The organism is Streptococcus cristatus, from assembly GCF_003943535.1.
GTDB classification, from domain to species: Bacteria; Bacillota; Bacilli; order Lactobacillales; family Streptococcaceae; genus Streptococcus; species Streptococcus cristatus_L.
The window spans coordinates 84,031-102,093 of sequence record NZ_RJPU01000002.1 but is presented as its reverse complement, the minus strand read 5'-3'; the positions used below and the strand labels follow the sequence as shown (position 1 = coordinate 102,093).

The window sequence follows — 18,063 nt, the reverse complement described above, 5'->3', positions numbered from 1 at the left end:
AAATTACATTATTATAATCCGGAAAGTAATCTATATATGGAAAGTAAATTTACATTCAAAAATAAGATTGAAAAGTATTCATTAACAGACACTTTTGATCCGAACTCTGGTCAGGAGATTCTTACATTATATTGCTCACACATGCCTAAACCTGATTATGCAAAGTATAATTTTGATAGCTTAACGGGTCTTGTTACAAGTAATGTAGACTCAAAAAAAAATAATCCGTTTGGTGAGTTCTTGTCCATTAACAAAAGTACCTTTATAGATTATTTAAATAAATATGGATTTTTATTTGATTGGGAAAGTAGTGAAAATTATGATAGCATTGAGTTTAATTACATTCTTGAATTTCAAAGCAGACTTAAACTTCTTTTATCAATTTTTAACAATATCGCCAAATCGATTGAATACAAAGAATTATTATTAAGTACATTCTTATTAANTGGNAAGCCACAGTTAGAGCTAAATCTTGGAAAAAGTAAATTCATATTCCCCTCTTTGTTTCCATTTCATGTGCTTCGCAATTCAATACCAGAAAAAAACTTAAGTGATATGACAACCAGGCATACCTCTTNAACTGGTAAAATAACGACGTACATAAAGGTAGAGAATAAATTTTCCGAAAACGGATACACATGTGATTTAGATTTTTTATATTATCAAGACATAATTGAAAATTTACAATACGATGATTTTATAAAAGATATTTTTTATCTGTATGTAAACAAGCCTGCAAATCTTGAACCTATAACAGCACACATTATTGACTTCATATATTTGTTTTTCAGTAAAGTTGGTATTTGCGACATTTCAAATACGAATTTAAAATTTGAAGATGAAGACTTATCAAATTTTATGAAATCAAGTGAATTGAAAAATGCACTATTAATCTTGTCAAAGGAAATACTTGCACTGGAAATTAATAGAGGATTAGCTAAAGTCCAACCTAAAATAAATTTAGATACTTTACTACCTGATTGGAATTTACCAGATTTAATTTCAGCATTTTACTTCACTTTATTTTACTCAAATCCTAAAATTGCCATGTATAAAATTTGCGAGAATATAGGATGTAACACCCCATTTTATGTCCAAAGGTCAAATACAATAAAAAAATATTGCTCTGAAAGTTGTAAGAACGCTTCTTCTCAGAGAAGATATAGAAATAAACAAAAAGACTTTCAGTGAAAATTATCACTGAAAGTCTTATTACATATTTGCTAATTTTTCATCAACCTTCTCGGAGATTAAATCGGATAATTCTTGGATATACTGAGTCCGATTTCTAGCAGAATTATGTACCAAAGTTTTTACATCGACTAAAATACCTTGAACTCGCTCATAAGTTTTATCCTGACCCTTCCACTCACCAAGAGCTTCTCCGATATACTGATACATTCCATCTGTTTGAAAAATTTCGTGACTCTTTGAAAATGGCATTAAGAATGCATTATAAACTTTTGAATTCTGTCCATGTAATTTTTTAAGCAAATCTTGATTTGCCACATACTCACCATATGTAATTTGCTTATTAATACTTGTAGAAGGAGGCAAATCTTTCATTAAGTTAGTTTGACCAAACTTGTAATATTTTGCATCTAATACAAAAACATTGTCATTATGAACCATAATAGTATCCGGTTCTAATGCATACCCTTTTGAAGTTTTTGTCTCAAAAACTAAATCCCATTTTGTTCTAGGAAAATATGAAGTTTTATTGGCAATTCCATATGTATAATCTATAAGATTTTCCCAGATATATTGGAAATTATTAGTTCCAAAATAAAACTTATCAGGTTCCTCTTGCCTATCCTTATAATTAAGTATGTCAATCATACTTTGGAAAAGTCTTCTCTCCATATCATTAAAAGTTGTAGCCATCTTTTTTTTGATTATAGACTCAAACTGAGATCTATTATAATTAATACGAGCTTTTTCAGGTTGAGGAAGCTGATACAGCCATCCCATATTTAGAAAAGCTTCATATACACAGAATTTGTTTATTTCCGTTAAAAGAGTAATATCAGTATCACTTTGCTTCTTAGATTCCATTTTCAAAAATTTAAATCCATTTCCTTGAACAACTGGTTGAACACGTTTTATAGTTCTCGCCCAATTAATTCGGCCACCCAAAGTTTGAATATAGTACTCTTCAGTCTCCTTGTAATATGTACCACGATTAATAAAATCATGTATAACAAATGTATAAGCCTCCATAGGAAAGTTTAACGTTTTTAGAGCTTGATTCACGTTTACAGTTCTTAGGCGAGACTCTTCATCATTATGAGCTTGTAAGACGGAAACAAGGGCAATTATGTCTCTTCTTGCTGTTTCTACATCTTTTGCAATCTCAAACCCTAATGGAAAATTTACAGTAACTTCTTGTACACCTTCTATTATCTCAGCTTTAATACCAACAAACGTATCACCTTCCATATTTGTTGCAACACGACACATATCCAGTAAGGATTTATTCGGTACTGTCAACATCTTCTTCTCCTGTGTCGTTGTTATTATCTATTAAAGTTGCTTCCTTAAGATTTTCTAACTCCTCTTTGATATCTTTGGCGAAAACATCAAAACGCCCATTTTCAGGATTATCATTATCCGTGAATCGCTTAATAATTGCCTCTAAACTTGGATACAAAGCAACATCAAAGATATCTTCACGATTAAACTTGAAGGCATCATCCCAAAGATATTTCAAAACTTTTTCTGCAAAGCGTTTATTTTTTTTATTGAATTCATTACCGGAATCACCTGCTGGTACTTGATGTATCCGTTCAATATTCAATACATTACCAGAAATAAAATATGCTCCCATTCGCTTATCTTCTGAAGTTAGAGTCTGGCTACTAGTCTCAAGAATTTTTTTATTGATAACTTTGTTGAATACTTTCCAAGAATATTGTGTATCAGCAATAAAATAATTCCCATATTCCGATAAATCAACATCATTTTCAATCATTTCCATTGTCCATCGACGTTGAAATGCTGTATCAAGAGTGAATACATTTTGGTCTGCGGTATTCATTGTTGCAAGTAACGATAAGTTAGAAGGGATTTTAATTTGATGAGACTTATCACCATAAATTTCCGTAGCAAGTATTGAATTGTTAATACCGTAGACGCTTTCACCGCTAGCACTTCTATCCAATAATTGAAAGATTTCTCCAAATATTCCGGGAGCATTGCCTCGATTTAACTCCTCAATTACAAGATAATAGTGTTCACTAGGGTTATCAATTGCCTTTTTCACAATTCTTGTAAAAGGTCCAGGTGAAAAAAGATAGGTAATATCTCCATTTTCTTTTACAGTAGGCATTATTTGTCCGACAAAGTCAGTATTCATATAGTCCGGATGAAAGACTAATCGCTCCATTCTATTTTCATCATTGCAATATTCGGTAGCAATTTTAAAACTTTTTCCAGACCCAGGAACCCCATAGAGAAGAATATTATCACCCACAAGGTTCGTATTGTCATAATTGGTAGTAACTACACTTCGGCTGTCCATTTCAACAAGTTCAAAGTACTTATTTACATCACTTAAATCAAAATCTGCATCAACGAGATACTTTACAATTATTGCTACATGTTCAGAAGAAGCATTAATTAACTTTAATAAAGCTAAAATTGGTGATATAAAACTATCCCCCCTGTGGATTTCCTTCCCGCCATGCCACCAATGATAATCGGTAACAAATTTCTTTAGAAATAACGTATCAGTTTCAGTAAGATCTACTGAGATAGTATCAAATAAATTTTCATCTAATTCACCATTTCTAGCTGTTTGGCAAAATTCTTTAAAATCATCGCCCGATAGTGTGTCCAACAGGATTGATTTATATTTAAGGAATTCTTTATAATATGGCGCTGCAATAAAAGCAAGATAAAACCACTGATTCGGAATTATAATAAACTTACTATTAGTGTGATATTTTGAATTATACTGTTCAAAATAAATTTCATCACCTAACATATCAATATGTTTTTTATAATTCTCTTTAAATTCAGTAGAGAGAATTACCTCAGTGTCATTTTTTGATAGAAATTCCGATGCTATTCTGCTTTGCTCATCAAAAATAACTCCTAAATCCTTTAGCATAATTAGGCCTCCTAAATTGACTAATATCATAAAATGTGTTAAAGTGTCAATTATAGGACAATTTGACCTTTGATAGACACATTTTAGAAAGTAATAGAAAATTGACTACTACCAATATTTTATCAAAAAAAACTACAATTGCAGAAAATCTTTCGGGAAATGATATAAAATATCTACGAAAAAAATATAATCTCACTCAAAAAGAATTAGCAGATGCACTCGGTCTTCAAAAATTTGGAGATAGAACCATTAGACGTTGGGAAGCAGAAGAAACGCATCCTTCAAAACTTGAACAGTCCAGTATTCAGTCTTTTTTTAATTCTCTAAAGAATCCGCCTTTTATTATTAGTGAAAATCTTCCGTTCAAAATGATCGATCTTTTTGCTGGAATAGGTGGAACTAGATTAGGTTTCCAATTAACAAATGAAGTAGAAACTGTATTTACAAGTGAATGGGATAAATTTGCTCAAAAAACATACATTACTAATTTTGGAGACACTCCAGAAGGTGACATCACTCAGATTGATGAAAATACTATACCAGATCATGATATACTCGTTGCTGGTTTTCCTTGTCAAGCTTTCTCCCAAGCAGGTAAACGTCTAGGATTTGAAGATACTCGTGGAACTTTATTTTTTGACGTTGCTAGAATAATAAAAGCTAAACGTCCAAAAGCTTTTTTACTTGAAAATGTCAAAAACCTAAAGACACATGATAAAGGTAAGACATACAAGATAATCATTTCAACTCTTGAGAATTTAGGATATAGTACATCAACTGTACTTTTTAAGGCCAGAGATTTTGGTGTACCACAAAATAGAGAAAGGATTTATATAGTTGGATTTGATAAGACTTGTGTAAATAATTTTAGTGAATTCCGTTTCCCTGAACCGTTTCATTTAGAAACTAAACTAGGAAATATTCTACAAACTGATGTTGATGAAAAGTATACTATCTCCGATAAACTCTGGGAAGGACACCAAAGAAGGAAAGCTGAACATAAAACAAAAGGAAATGGATTCGGCTACTCACTATTTAATGCTGATAGTCCATATACAAATACACTTTCTGCTCGATACTACAAAGATGGAAGTGAAATATTAATAGAACAAAAAGGTAAAAACCCACGTAAAATTACTCCACGAGAAGCTGCTAGACTCCAAGGTTTCCCTGAAGAGTTTATAATTCCGGTTTCTGATACACAAGCCTACAAACAATTTGGAAATTCTGTCTGTGTACCAACAATTCATGAAATTGCTAAACAAATACTAGCCGTCCTAAAAAAATAGTTAATATATAAAGTCTATCAATTGAATTGATAGACTTTTTTAATTCTAGTTGCAAAATATAAATATTCTGATATAATTTTGTTGAGTTATAACTAGACAAAAAGGAGGGGAACATGTTTTCTCACGGAAGATTAAAACAACGAAGACTTGAAATAAAGTTATCACAGACTGCAATCGCTAATCAATTAAATGTTCATCGTTCCGCTTACCATAATTGGGAAAACGGAAGAAACACACCTAATCAAAAAAACCTCACCGCTCTCGCTGCTATTCTTGATGTACCAGTCACTTATTTTGAATCTGAATACAATATCGTAAATAACTATCTTCAGTTATCTCCCGATAACCAGCTAAAGGCAGAGGAGTATGTTGAGGAACTTCTTCTTTCCCAACAAACTTCAAACGTCATTCCTCTCTTCTCAGTCCAAGTGCTATCAGATATCCAACTCTCAGCTGGTCTTGGAGAAGGATTCTTTGACGAGTTTGAAACTGAAACAATCTACTCTGATGAGGAACAATACGGTTACGACATTGCTGCTTGGATTGAGGGAGATTCTATGGAGCCTGTATATAAGAGTGGAGAAGTCGCACTAATTCGTTCAAACGGTTTCGACTATGATGGTGCAGTCTATGCATTATCATGGAATGACTCAGTCTATATCAAAAAACTCTACCGTGATGAGGATGGATTTAGAATGGTATCCTTGAATAAGGACTATCCAGAGAAGTTCATCCCTTACGAGGATGAACCTAGAATTGTTGGTCTAGTTGTAGGTCACTTTATGCCTGTCGAGGGAGTATAGTCATGAAGCTAAAGGATATTTTAGAACTTGGGACGTATGGTTTCAATCCGAACTGTAAAGTTGAAATATTCTGTATGGACAACTTTGAAGAGCGGCTAGAGAATGAAGGATTCGATGAAATTCTTATTCCTCAAAATGATGATGCAAAAATCTATCCTTACGCTTTTTTGATAGAGGATTCTATTTTGATTGCTATGACCGAGGTGGATGACGATATCAATGAATGTTAAAGAAATGATTTACATCAAAGACGAACGTATTATCTTCACCCCTGACAAATTTGAATACGACATCACTGACTACATCGGAGAACTTATCGAAGAGCTAGAGAAACTAAAAAGGAGATAATCCTATGGGCTATATCGACTATTCTATTGAACCTCAAAGTGACATAGCCTTCCTCGATATGAAGTCCTTCTACGCTTCTGTAGAATGTGTGGATAGAGGTTTACATCCACTCTACACATCACTGTGCGTCATGAGCCGTGCAGACAACTCGGCAGGATTGATTCTCGCTTCTTCTCCAATGTTTAAAAAAGTATTCGGTAAAGCAAATGTAGGTCGTTCCTACGACTTGCCATTTGATATAAACACTCGAAAATTCAGCTATCAGAATGCGTGGAAACAAGGTCTTGAGGTAACACCGAAGTATAAATCTTTCATCGAACACTGGGCAAAGCGTACACTCATCGTTCCTCCGCGAATGGACAGATATATTGAGAAGAATCTAGAGATTCAGCATATATTTCAAGACTATGCTGCTCCAGATGACATTCTCCCCTATTCAATCGATGAAGGCTTTATTGACCTTACTAGCTCACTTTCTTACTTTATTTCTGATAAGTCAATGTCAAGGAAAGATAAGTTAGATAATGTTTCGGCTATGATTCAGAGAGATATTTACAGTAAAACAGGTATTATCTCAACTGTTGGAATGAGTAATTCCAATCCTCTTCTAGCTAAACTAGCTCTAGATAATGAAGCTAAAAAAACTGCTACAATGAGAGCGAACTGGTCATACGAAGATGTAGAAACCAAGGTATGGGCCATTCCAAAACTAACAGACTTTTGGGGGATTGGTAGTAAAACCGAGATTCATTTACAAAAACTTGGTATTCATTCAATCAAAGAACTAGCCAACTTCAATCCTGATATTCTCAAAAAAGAATTCGGCAAAGTTGGTGTTCAGCTATGGTTTCACGCAAACGGTGTTGATGAGAGCAACGTCCATGAACCCTATAAACCAAAATCACGAGGATTGGGTAACTCACAAGTACTTCCTAGAGATTACAGAACCCAAAGAGAAATTGAAATCGTATTAGCTGAAATGGCTGACCAGGTTGCTAACCGTCTTCGCTCGGCACATAAAAAAGCTACTGTCGTTTCTATTCATATTGGCTATTCTAGAACTGAGATGAAAAAATCAATTAATGCTCAGAAAAAAATTGACCCAGCAAATCTTCCAAAAACAATGGTTGGTCATGTACTTGAATTATTCCGAAAGAAATACACCTCTGGTGCAGTGAGGCAAATCGGTGTGTCTTATGGTGGCTTTGTAGATGAAAACTTTACTCTACTGTCACTTTTTGATGATGTAGAACAAATTGAAAAAGAAAATAGACTTCAGACAGCAATTGATGTTGTCAGAGAACAGTTTGGCTTTTTAGCTATTCAAAAAGGAACCGTCCTAACCGAAGGTTCCAGAAATATTGAACGTAGTAAACTTATCGGCGGTCATTCCGCTGGTGGATTGGAGGGATTAAAATGATTGATCGTTCATACTTGCCATTTCAGTCAGCAAGAGAGTACCAGGATACTAAGATGCAAAAATGGATGGGCTTTTTCCTATCTGAGCATACATCAGCACTCACTGACGATGCAAACAAAGTAACGTATATGTCAGATTTGTCACTGGAGAAGAAATTATTACTCCTCAGTCAGGTGTATGCTGGGCAACTGAACACGCGCATTCATGTTGTTAAAAAAAACAATCAAGTTTCCTATACTGGAACAATACCAAGTCTGACCAAAGATTTCATTTTGATAAAAACTACAACAGGTCACATTAATTTGAAATTGAAAGACATTGTTAGTATTGAACTTGTAGAGGAGGTGCTCTATGAATCAGCTTGAATTTCAGCGTAATCACCTGCAAATGGACTATTACAGCGAGAGCTACCAAGATTTTGAACGTGACTTCTACCGCTACTCCAACATGAATATTCCATTGACCTTCCTGACCGATGATATCCTCAAAACAATGGCGACTTCACGTAAGAATTACTTTGTCCTCAATAAGGAAAAGTCCAGAGATAACCGCGATCACTTCTTCATATTTGAAGTAAGAACCTTAGAAGAGAATCCACTAATCTATCATTATACATATAAGAAAACTACAACATATTTAGCAGAAAAATAGGAGCAGTTCGATTTACTGTTCCTATTTTTAATCTTCATAAAATCTCAAGTCTTTATACTCTTTAACAATGGAGTCGCCAGCCAGAACAGACTATACTGACCAGCGACTACCTAAAATTTAATGTTTCAGCTTAATTTTCTTATCTCTAATTTCATAAACTACATCAGCTACATTTTCGAGTAATCGTTTATCGTGGGTGATAAACACGATAGTTCCGGTGTACTCCTTCATTAGTATTTCCAAAGCCTCTAAACTTGGTATGTCAAGGAAGTTACTGGGTTCATCCATTATTAGGATGTTATATCTACCCATGAGCATTTTAGCAAGCAACAATTTTATAATTTCTCCACCGCTTAAAACAGATAAGCTTTTTCCAATATCGTTCTGTTTGAACCCCATAGATGCTAGCACAGAACGAATTTCTGATATATTGTAATCACAATCCTTCTGCATAAACTCCATAACATTCTGATTACTGTTGTACTTGTAACCATTCTGTGCAAAGTAACCTATTTTTGCCTTAGGTGAAATAGAAATTCCTTCTTCATGGTTTAAGATCATTTGGATTAAAGTTGTTTTTCCGGTTCCATTACCACCCGTTAATGCCACTTTTGCTCCTAGCGGAATTTGAAAAGATGCATTTTCAAACAGTGCCTTATCCCCAAATACTTTATTAATTTCCGCACCGACTATAGGGTATGGATTATGGAGCTCCAATGCTTTACTTTGCCTGAAACGAATTCTGCGAATGCCTTCCGGAGCTTCTACTTTTCCTAATGCCGCAATCCTGTTCTCTAGGGATTTAGCGGCATTATGCATCTTTTTTTCCTTACTTCCTATTGATTTTTGATGAGCTAAACGCCCTCCGCCTTCAGTACTTTTTTTCTTTGAAGAACCTTTTGCCTTCTGTTCTATTTTACGAGCCTGTTTTCGCTTTTCCTCCGCAGCCCTTTCCAATCGAGCACGTTCCGCAATAAATTGTTCGTATTCTGCAGCTTGTCTCTTACGTTCTTCCTCTTTCTGACGAAGATAATCAGAATAGTTTCCCCAATACTCAGTGATTTTGCCATCTTTCAGTTCCCATATTTTATCTACTATTTCATCAAGAAAATAGCGGTCATGGCTAATAACTAACAGTGCACCTGTAAAATATTTTAGCTGTCCTATTAGAAAATCAATTCCTTCACGGTCTAAATGGCTCGTAGGTTCATCCGCTAAAATACCATGAACCTGTGCCGATAAGGCCTGTGCTATTTTAAGCCTTGTTTCTTCACCACCGCTCATGGTCTGTATATTTAATTGCTCAACACCTAGCTTGCCTACAAGCGCAAAATCTTTTTCCTCCTGCAGAGTTACTTCGTCCAACTGGGGAATATAGGCAAGTTCACCCAGATGATTCATTTTACATCCTGGGGGAATTAATTCTCCTAAAAGTACCTTGAATAAAGTGCTTTTTCCTGCACCATTTGCTCCTACTAAACCAATACGGTCATAATCATATACTTCTAATTCATTTATATCTAAAACATCGTGTCCTTTGAATTCCACACTAATGTCTTTTGCTTTTAATATTAATTCCATAACATTTCCTCCTGTCTATAATCGCATGCTTTCATTTGCTTGTACGCAGGAAAAACCCTGCGATTTTAGCAGGAAGAATTACATGAAAATAAGATACATAAATATCCCTCCAATATTGTTTATTTTAAATCTAATTTTCTAATCTCATTTATCATTGGGCAAACTATTGCAATGCAAATAATTAAAGTACCTGATAGTAAAAACCAATGATTTACACCGATTCTATCAGCAAAGAGTGCAGAAAGAATTAATCCAATTGGCATAGCAAGAGACATGATACTTCCAGTTAAAGAAAATACACGTCCTAAATATTCAGGCTTAATTTTCTCCTGAAAAAGAGCTGTTTGCACACCGCTGTAAAACGGAACAGAAAGCCCCATTATTGCACAGCAGACTACAAAAATGAAAAATCCACTTTGGGGAAGTAATCCTGAAATGGTTAAGCTTATCCCCATCATAAAAATGGATGCCGTTATTAATAAGATTCGCTTTTGGTAATTCCCAAATAACCCTAATAATAGACCCCCTATCAACATTCCAGATGCAAAGGAAATTTCCGTAATAGAAATATGCACAGGTGTTCCATTAAAGTAATCCATGCTAATTAAAGGGAATAGTGCATTAATTGGCATATAAACAAACATATATAATGTTCCAACGAGTAATAAAGCAAATAATCCTTTATTTTGCCGTAGTACAGCCATTCCTTCTTGCATTTCTCTTATGAAATTTGGGTCCAAACTTTGCACGCGATCACCCAGCTTAGGAATACGTACAATTGCTACCGTAATAGATGCAATCACAGCACCCAATACATCGATGGCAATAATAGCATTTAGTTCCCAAACGGAGTATAAGAGTGCTGCAACCGCCGGACTAACAATATAGCTTATAGACTGCAAAGACTGACTATAGCCTGCACATTTCGTAAGCTGTTCTTCTGGTACTAAAAGTGGCGTAACCGCATTGAGAGCCGGGGTGTGAAAAGCTGTTCCAATGCTACGGATAAACAATACTATCATAACCATCCAGACAGGTAGCTCCATATAGAATGCAACAATAGTAAGCACCGAACCAGCTGCTGCGATAATTAAATCAGCACCAATCATTATCTTCTTCCTATCATGACGATCCACTAGCACACCAATTGCAGGTCCAAAGACCGCATAGGGTAAAAAACCTAATAGTGAAGCCATAGACAAGACCATCGCGGATCCAGTTTTTTCTGTAAGGTAAAAAATAATCGCCATTTGCAAGATGGCACTAGTGATTAATGATACTGCTTGCCCTGCCCATATTGTATAAAACTTAAGTTTCCAATTGTTGTATTTTTCCATTTATATTATCTCCTGCATATTATTTTGCTTAAATTTCTATTTTGAATAGCATTATAGGCAATAAAAAAATGCAGGCCTAAATCCACAATGTGGCTTTTGGTCTGCATACATACAATTTGGAAACATTCATATTAAAGACATAGTTAAATAAAGGTATAGTTAAATAAAGGTATAGTTAAATAACCAATATCCTCACCGTAACTAATGAATGCTCAATATCGTATAAATAAGCACAACAAAAAAGCCTATCATCGGGTATAGATTCTGCTTTTCTTATTGCCAGCTTATCTTAAACGCATTGAGGCTGTCATAGTTTCGGTTCCTCCTAAATTCTTATTTGGATTATCATATATTTTAACATAATAAGTCATTTTAAGCAACTTATAAATTAAAAAAATCCATTAAAAACCGCCAAAGGGGGTTAGCCCTTAAATTGCGGTTAATATTCTATATCTCTTCGTCAATCTCAATCCCTGACTTGAATTCAACGGTGAGCTTATCTTCATATAATTTTTTTACTAGCATTTAGAATTCGGTTGATTGTACGATCGCTATAGTCCTCATTAGCTGCTGAGGGATTCATACATATAGCCACGAGTGGATTCGTTCCTAAGCATCCCAGTAGGAATCTACGGTAGGCATTATATTTTTCAGGAATACATAGATTAGGTCTTCTCCCAAAGGATAGGCTAGTCTGACTTTTGTAACTTTATCGTTCATAGAGTTACCTCCTACAGTATATTTTAACATGAACCCCCTTGCAAGGATATGAAAATGGCAGGAATACAATAGTTGTACTCCTACCAATAATTTTTATCTTCGTTCCTTACTATCTATTGTCGTTTTTACGAAAATCAGATAGTTCATCAAAGTCCTTCAATTCAAAAACAAAAGCTTTATCTTCAGGAATGTGAATCCCCTCTACTCTATAACGCTTATCAGATTTCCATTCACTCATGATTGTTAAGAGTGTTTCTTTTAAAGTTTTATGACCTACCTGAACAATACCTTTTTGCTCCCCAACAGGTTTTGAAAAAGAAAATGCTCCCCTAGTTTTTGCACGACAAACTTGTATACCCATTACCTTTGTATCCTTATTAAAGGCAACCAGTACATGTGCTGGGTATTCTAAAGCTTGGACAATTCCTTTACTAAATGTAACAAAGTTCTTGTTCACCGTCATGCTATAATCTGATGAGTAACGTTCAACATTAACAACTTCAAGATTAAAATCTTTAAAACGCATAATTTACCTCTTTCTTATTTAAAAACTTCGTGAATGTCTTCCGATTTCCAACTAGGATCAAGTACAACAAAATCCCTCAACTTACCAGATTTGAGTTTCTTGATGTAGAGTTTAGGTACAAATATCTCAGAAGTAGATTTCGATTTTCTTCTAGGTTGCTTGAGTAATTCTTGTACTAAATCCCATCTTGATTCTGGTATGATAGAGGGAATTCCATTTTTTAATCGATATTTTGGCTTTTCACCATTATTTTTCCGTGTTTTATGACTAAAACAATCAACAGTATATGTCTTCTGCATGATGATTTCGCCTTTATATTTCTCGTTTCTGAGAATATTATAAACAGCTAAACTTGTCCAACGCTCCAAACCAGTAACTGTTGGTATATGATTGGTCATTAAAGTAGAGGCAATCTCACTTGCAGTCATACCTTCGATGTACGAATCATATATTAGGCGAACAATTTTTGCTTCTGTCTCATCTATCACTACTCGACCATACTGGTCTTTCGTATACCCAAGAAGGTTATGGGTAGGAATCATTGGTATCCCTCTTTTAAAGCGTTCAATGACAGACCATGTAATTGACGCACTTTTTTGTTCACTCTCACCTTGAGCTACTATGGCCATAATACCAAGAATGAATTCACTATTCGTATCAAGTGTATTCAAATTTATATCTTCGATATATATTCCAACTGGAGGGGATAGTGCCTTCAACTCTCGGTAAATACTAATGAAATCTAGCTGATTACGAGCAAACCTGCTAACACTCTTAACGATTATCAAGTCAATCTTCCCACATCTACAATCATGAAGCATCTGTTGGAATTGTTCACGTCGTTTGATTGATGTTCCTGATGCACCTTGGTCAGCATAGATTCCAGCCATTATCCAATCAGGATTACTATTGATTCTTTCAGTATAGGTTTGTTTTTGAAGTTCAAAACTACCTGACTGAGATTCGTCAAAAGTACTTACTCGACAATATGCAGCAACACGTAACTTCTTAGTTTTAACATCAGTGAACTCTCGCTTTGCAGGAATAATTTCAACAGTTCTCTCAGATACAAATGCATCTCGAATTTTCTTCTGTTGACGGGTAATTTTAGAATTCCGTCTTACCATTGGTTTTACCTCCTTTCTAGAAATCTACATAATAATTATATATATTAACTACGTTTTTCTAAATTAGAAGATAAAAAATGACCTAACCAAAAATCAGGCCATTTATACTTATAAATAGATTTTGAATTTTATGCCAAACTGGTACGAAAGAATGATTCCGCCCATCTAGAGTCTATGTAATATGTGTTAGTTTCTAGGTCTTCAACATCAGCAAGGTAGTACTCATATTGTTCTTGAGAAAAGTCGAGAGATGCTACTGCAATCTGGTTATTAATAAACATAAATTGATAGTTTTCATGTCCAACCTTGGTGAAAACCATATGTTCATAGTTAAACTGAATATCACCATCCTCAAGAGGACTATTCATATACTTCATAAGCTCAATTGCTCTATCATCATACCCTACTGAAACAATCTGTACCTTCTCAACGAAAGACTCTATATCCGAAACTACTCGAATTCTATACTCACTGAGATTGACACCCTCTGAAATCAAAGAGCATATTTGCATTGAAAGTACATCAACATTACCATCTGCACAATACTGAATAATTGTTTTTTGTTCTTCATCTACTACGACTGTTGGGTAATCAATTAGCACCTTGTGGTTACAGTTATGGCAAGTAAACTTAAAGAAATCCCAGTCTAAAATAGCAGAAATAATCTCAGGAGTCTTCGCCGCATAAACCCTATCAAATCTTTCAAATGTACTTTGTTTTCCACAATTGCTGCAGCTTGTTCTTGTTAAAAAAATTGTTGTCATTCTAATTTTCCTCTTCATCATTATTAAGTAAGCAACTTGCTCTCACTTATTATATTCGCAATGCAAAATAAATTTTGGAATTTTTTTCAAAAAAAAGTTAAATTGTATTGTATCAATTTTAGAACTCACACTTCGGTGTGGGTAAGAACCAACACATCCAAGCGGCTCACTCCCCGACTTTTCAGATAGGGAATCAAGGTCTTTTCTGCATTTGTCGAAGAAACCCGCTTCTGCCATACTTCTTTTTTGCCAATCTCCACTCGACCACCCACATCAATCAAAACAGATTTCCCCCGCCAATCACGTAAGAAAATGCTATCTCCCTGCCCAATATCGATGACGGTGATTTCATTTTGCAAGGGATGCTTAGTGAGGAAAAATAGCAGAGCAAGAGTCAGGCTGAGAAGGAGCAAAACTCTCTTCTGACTGCGAAAATCATAGAGCATGCCTAGAATGACAAGCAGACCTAGCATCATCCAGATAGATGGCTGGCCAAAAACCACTGGTCGAGAAGAGATAGAGGCCGTCCAACGGATTAGCCCTTCCAACAGTTCAAATAAGACATTGACCTGAGTGATTTTCAAAAGAGGTGATAGGGCAAAAATAAAGGTCAGGGCTGGAAGCATAAAAAGATCAAAAACAACTGAGAATAGAAAGGTCAGCAGAATAGACCAAGGCTGAAACTCTGAAAAATAGAAAATCAGAATCGGCAAAATTCCCAGTGAAATAGTCAGACTTTCTGCCAGCACCTTTTGCACGGGAGGTAAATGCTCAAAATCCATGACCGAAATGACAAAAGCATAGGCACAGGAAAGAACGCCACCCGTCGTCAATAGAAAATTGGGCATGAAAATGGCTAGGAGCATGATCGTTAAAGCAAAGTTGTCCAGTTTAGTCACACCATACTGTGAGAGCAGCTTTTGTACTAAACTCCTCACGACTGATACTGAAAAGCCCGTCAAACCCGCATAGATAAAGGAAAAGGGCAACTGAATCCAATCGACGGTTTCTCTTTTCAAGCCAGATTTGAGGAGAAGCCTGCGAAAACCATCCATGAAATAGCCGACCTGCATGCCAGATAGGGCAAAGAGATGGATAATCCCCAGACTGGAATAAAGTTCATTCATCTCAGCAAAATCTGTGTCCAAATCACCAAACAAAAGTCCAGTCATATAGTGGCTCATGGGGCTAGGAAAGTTTTCTTTGATGTAAACTAAGGCTTTTCTCCGCCAGACCGACAGCCAGTCCCAAGGATTAAGACTGCTAAAATGTTGACTGGACTTGATTTGATTGATTTTCAAAATCCTGTAAATCCCTTGCGTTTTTAGATAAGCCCGATAGTCAAAACCTGAAAAATTGCGTTGGTCTTCTGCTAAACTAAGCTCTCCATCAATCTCCAAAAGGAGTTGATCGCTCAGCTTTTGAAAAGCGATCTTTTCCTTTTCTGACTGGATTTTATAAAAGGCCTGATAAGTTCGACCATTGGAATAACCACGAAAAGAAAGCGAATCGCCATTGACTTTAATTGTATCTGGCTTGATCACAATGGCAGAAATAGTTTCCGGTTCATCTTGAAAGGCTTGATTTGCCATTTCTCTCTGAAATAGGAAAAATCCTGCAAAGAGACTCAAGAACACCAAAACAAGCAGACTATTTCTAGTCGAATAAAGCCAAAAGAGCCGAACAAGGAGGACTGCCAAACCTAGATAAGCTGGCAGACTACTAGTGTAAATCGCAAAGTAGGCCAGCACCAGCAAAAGACAAAAATAGATGGATTTGATAGGAAATTTATTTATCCACTGTGACATAGTCTTTTAACTTTTCTAAGGTTTTTGCACCGATTCCTGAAACATTTTTCAGCTCATCTACTGACTTAAACTTACCATTGGCTTCCCGATAAGCAATGATGTCTTGCGCTTTCTTTTGACCGATGCCTGAAACTGTCTGAAGTTCAGCCTCGGTCGCCGTATTGAGATTGACCAAGCCAGACTTTCCTTTTTCTGTTCCCCCATTTCCAGCTGGCGTCTGACTAGTTTGCGTCACATCTGCTCCTTCCTCACCGACTTTAGCTACATAGACAACTGCCTCATCTGTTAATTTTTGTGCTTGGTTGATGGATTTTGACTCGGCATCTGGCAATAGTCCACCTGCTTTTTGTAGGGCATCGTGCACACGCGCTCCTGCCTGCAACTGATAAACTCCTGGATTTTTGACAGCTCCTTTGACATCAACTGTTACTTCTTTCTCAGATTCCTCTGAATCCATATCTTTTTCTGAATCGATTTTTTCTTGATTCGCACTTCTTTTTTCTGCATTGGTTTCAGATGAAGCTGATGTCACCACTTCCTGAGCCAGTGCGCTGACCTGATTCTGTGGCTGAGCGTTGTCCTTCAGCAAGAAAAAGCCAGCCAAGACGACTCCTATCAAAGAAAGTCCAACAAAAATCTTGTATTCCTTTAATTTTTCAACTATTTCTTCAAACATAATTTTTCTCCTTTATCTTTATATTCGTAAAAGAAAAGGGAAAATATAAAAATCTGAAACATCGTTTCAAATTTAAATAAGAAAAAACTAAAACAGCCTTTAGATAAAAATCTAAAAGCAGTTAGCATTATTTTCTATGCTTATCTGGATCCCAGACAAAGCTTGCAAGGAAACTAAAAATGAAAGTTAGAATACCAATCAAAGCGGCTGGAATAAAGGCCAGTGCTCGTAAAATCCGCCAGAAGATATTTGGTTTTTTACCTGTCTGGTAGGGCGCTACTTCAGCATCCAAGCGGTCAAACTCTGCCTGAATCCGACGAGCCACTTCCTCAACTCCTTCATCGTTCATCTTTTTGATATCAGAAATATCAATTGGATTGCCGAAGTTCATATCCACGCGCTCCCCAGCTGCCAAACCTTTGAGGCTCATGGGACCAGCATAGACTACAGGCATGATACGGACCTTAGCCATCTTAGCAATCACTGCCACTCCTCCCTTGACATCCGTAGAATGGCGGCTGCCGCTCGGGAACATAATCAGGGAACGATTGCTCTTTTTCAGCATATTGACTGGATACTTGATAGCTGACGGGCCAGGATTTTCCCGGTCGATAGGAAAGGCACCACACATGCGAATCCACCAGCCGAACACGCGATTTTCAAAGAGCTGTTTCTTAGCCATGAAAATGAATTGCTTGGGCTTGGTCGCAAAAGCCATATAAACTGGATCCCACCATGTTCGGTGAGGGGCTACTAAGATATAGTTTTCATCTTGTGAAGGAATCTTTTCTTTGTTATGGTAATGGGCATTGCCGTTTAAAGCCCAGAGGATAAAAATCACTAAACCTCGCAAATAAGTATAAAACATAAACTCTCCTTATTTCAAATTGTGATTGTACTTG

At 35.9% G+C, this 18,063-nt stretch carries 16 protein-coding genes and 1 pseudogene; 6 read left to right on the top strand and 11 right to left on the bottom strand.

The window, feature by feature from the left end; translation table 11 throughout:
* Positions 1 to 1,212 precede the first annotated feature (1,212 nt).
* Together D8790_RS03695 and D8790_RS10830 are read right to left on the bottom strand one after the other, a co-directional pair.
* Positions 1,213 to 2,493, bottom strand: a complete 1,281-nt coding sequence (locus D8790_RS03695) for an LlaJI family restriction endonuclease (RefSeq protein WP_024399309.1) — start codon at positions 2,491 to 2,493, stop codon at positions 1,213 to 1,215.
* The gene (locus tag D8790_RS10830; protein WP_227876854.1) at positions 2,474 to 4,111 is read right to left on the bottom strand and encodes an AAA family ATPase; all 1,638 of its coding nucleotides are present in this window, start codon (positions 4,109 to 4,111) and stop codon (positions 2,474 to 2,476) included. Before D8790_RS10830 ends, D8790_RS03695 begins: the two co-directional genes overlap by 20 nt.
* A 101-nt stretch (positions 4,112 to 4,212) precedes the next feature.
* Here D8790_RS10830 and D8790_RS03685 point away from each other — a divergent pair, with 101 nt between their 5' ends.
* The 6 genes from D8790_RS03685 (at position 4,213) to D8790_RS03660 (ending at position 8,622) form a co-directional block, all read left to right on the top strand.
* Positions 4,213 to 5,400 carry a DNA cytosine methyltransferase gene (locus tag D8790_RS03685; protein WP_032462768.1) on the top strand — a complete coding sequence of 396 codons (1,188 nt, stop codon included), beginning with the start codon at positions 4,213 to 4,215 and terminating at the stop codon, positions 5,398 to 5,400.
* Positions 5,401 to 5,513: 113 nt separating this feature from the next.
* On the top strand, positions 5,514 to 6,203 hold the full coding sequence (locus D8790_RS03680) for a LexA family transcriptional regulator (protein WP_011184709.1): 690 nt from the start codon (positions 5,514 to 5,516) through the stop codon (positions 6,201 to 6,203).
* 2 nt (positions 6,204 to 6,205) lie between these two features.
* Positions 6,206 to 6,433, top strand: coding sequence for a hypothetical protein (locus tag D8790_RS03675; RefSeq protein WP_032462760.1), 228 nt, complete (start codon positions 6,206 to 6,208; stop codon positions 6,431 to 6,433).
* A 122-nt stretch (positions 6,434 to 6,555) separates the two neighbouring features.
* The gene (locus tag D8790_RS03670) at positions 6,556 to 7,971 is read left to right on the top strand and encodes a Y-family DNA polymerase (protein ID WP_011184710.1); all 1,416 of its coding nucleotides are present in this window, start codon (positions 6,556 to 6,558) and stop codon (positions 7,969 to 7,971) included.
* Positions 7,968 to 8,336, top strand: coding sequence for a hypothetical protein (locus tag D8790_RS03665; RefSeq protein ID WP_000567223.1), 369 nt, complete (start codon positions 7,968 to 7,970; stop codon positions 8,334 to 8,336). The genes D8790_RS03670 and D8790_RS03665 overlap by 4 nt, the downstream gene beginning before the upstream one ends.
* Complete coding sequence (locus tag D8790_RS03660; protein WP_001072466.1) at positions 8,323 to 8,622, top strand: DUF5960 family protein; 300 nt, start codon at positions 8,323 to 8,325, stop codon at positions 8,620 to 8,622. Before D8790_RS03665 ends, D8790_RS03660 begins: the two co-directional genes overlap by 14 nt.
* A gap of 117 nt (positions 8,623 to 8,739) precedes the next feature.
* On the opposite strand, the gene msr(D) is transcribed toward D8790_RS03660, so the two are convergent.
* From msr(D) to D8790_RS03615, 9 genes and pseudogenes are all read right to left on the bottom strand, one after another.
* On the bottom strand, positions 8,740 to 10,203 hold the full coding sequence (gene msr(D), locus D8790_RS03655; RefSeq protein WP_000420317.1) for an ABC-F type ribosomal protection protein Msr(D): 1,464 nt from the start codon (positions 10,201 to 10,203) through the stop codon (positions 8,740 to 8,742).
* 119 nt (positions 10,204 to 10,322) lie between these two features.
* The gene (gene mef(A) / locus D8790_RS03650) at positions 10,323 to 11,540 is read right to left on the bottom strand and encodes a macrolide efflux MFS transporter Mef(A) (protein WP_000417517.1); all 1,218 of its coding nucleotides are present in this window, start codon (positions 11,538 to 11,540) and stop codon (positions 10,323 to 10,325) included.
* Positions 11,541 to 12,042: 502 nt separating this feature from the next.
* Positions 12,043 to 12,123 carry a DUF1643 domain-containing protein gene (locus D8790_RS10825; RefSeq protein ID WP_231840583.1) on the bottom strand — a complete coding sequence of 27 codons (81 nt, stop codon included), beginning with the start codon at positions 12,121 to 12,123 and terminating at the stop codon, positions 12,043 to 12,045.
* A gap of 246 nt (positions 12,124 to 12,369) precedes the next feature.
* Positions 12,370 to 12,786 (bottom strand): hypothetical protein, encoded by a 417-nt coding sequence (locus D8790_RS03640; protein ID WP_001211122.1) that lies wholly within the window; start codon positions 12,784 to 12,786, stop codon positions 12,370 to 12,372.
* A gap of 14 nt (positions 12,787 to 12,800) precedes the next feature.
* The gene (locus D8790_RS03635; protein ID WP_001842570.1) at positions 12,801 to 13,913 is read right to left on the bottom strand and encodes a recombinase family protein; all 1,113 of its coding nucleotides are present in this window, start codon (positions 13,911 to 13,913) and stop codon (positions 12,801 to 12,803) included.
* A 128-nt stretch (positions 13,914 to 14,041) separates the two neighbouring features.
* Positions 14,042 to 14,677: a CpXC domain-containing protein gene (locus D8790_RS03630; protein ID WP_000207454.1), complete on the bottom strand. Its 636-nt coding sequence runs from the start codon at positions 14,675 to 14,677 to the stop codon at positions 14,042 to 14,044.
* A gap of 131 nt (positions 14,678 to 14,808) precedes the next feature.
* Positions 14,809 to 16,485 (bottom strand): annotated as a pseudogene (locus D8790_RS03625) (ComEC/Rec2 family competence protein); the annotation flags it as partial.
* Entirely contained in the window at positions 16,466 to 17,161 is a 696-nt protein-coding gene (locus tag D8790_RS03620) for a helix-hairpin-helix domain-containing protein (RefSeq protein ID WP_125387637.1), read from the bottom strand. The gene D8790_RS03620 and the pseudogene D8790_RS03625, both read right to left, overlap by 20 nt.
* 127 nt (positions 17,162 to 17,288) lie before the next feature.
* A complete protein-coding gene (locus D8790_RS03615) occupies positions 17,289 to 18,029 on the bottom strand; it encodes a lysophospholipid acyltransferase family protein (protein WP_015605402.1) in 741 nt (246 codons plus the stop codon).
* Positions 18,030 to 18,063 lie beyond the last annotated feature (34 nt).

What these genes read in the sequence shown, in the direction of transcription:
- D8790_RS03675 (WP_032462760.1), top strand. Translation starts at nt 6,206, where the DNA reads ATGAAGCTAAAGGATATTTTAGAACTTGGGACGTATGGTTTCAATCCG.
- D8790_RS03640 (WP_001211122.1), bottom strand. Translation starts at nt 12,786, where the DNA reads ATGCGTTTTAAAGATTTTAATCTTGAAGTTGTTAATGTTGAACGTTAC.
- D8790_RS03670 (WP_011184710.1), top strand. Translation starts at nt 6,556, where the DNA reads ATGGGCTATATCGACTATTCTATTGAACCTCAAAGTGACATAGCCTTC.
- D8790_RS10830 (WP_227876854.1), bottom strand. Translation starts at nt 4,111, where the DNA reads ATGCTAAAGGATTTAGGAGTTATTTTTGATGAGCAAAGCAGAATAGCA.
- D8790_RS03665 (WP_000567223.1), top strand. Translation starts at nt 7,968, where the DNA reads ATGATTGATCGTTCATACTTGCCATTTCAGTCAGCAAGAGAGTACCAG.
- D8790_RS03635 (WP_001842570.1), bottom strand. Translation starts at nt 13,913, where the DNA reads ATGGTAAGACGGAATTCTAAAATTACCCGTCAACAGAAGAAAATTCGA.
- D8790_RS03630 (WP_000207454.1), bottom strand. Translation starts at nt 14,677, where the DNA reads ATGACAACAATTTTTTTAACAAGAACAAGCTGCAGCAATTGTGGAAAA.
- D8790_RS03615 (WP_015605402.1), bottom strand. Translation starts at nt 18,029, where the DNA reads ATGTTTTATACTTATTTGCGAGGTTTAGTGATTTTTATCCTCTGGGCT.
- D8790_RS03680 (WP_011184709.1), top strand. Translation starts at nt 5,514, where the DNA reads ATGTTTTCTCACGGAAGATTAAAACAACGAAGACTTGAAATAAAGTTA.
- D8790_RS03660 (WP_001072466.1), top strand. Translation starts at nt 8,323, where the DNA reads ATGAATCAGCTTGAATTTCAGCGTAATCACCTGCAAATGGACTATTAC.
- D8790_RS03695 (WP_024399309.1), bottom strand. Translation starts at nt 2,493, where the DNA reads ATGTTGACAGTACCGAATAAATCCTTACTGGATATGTGTCGTGTTGCA.
- D8790_RS10825 (WP_231840583.1), bottom strand. Translation starts at nt 12,123, where the DNA reads ATGAATCCCTCAGCAGCTAATGAGGACTATAGCGATCGTACAATCAAC.
- D8790_RS03620 (WP_125387637.1), bottom strand. Translation starts at nt 17,161, where the DNA reads ATGTTTGAAGAAATAGTTGAAAAATTAAAGGAATACAAGATTTTTGTT.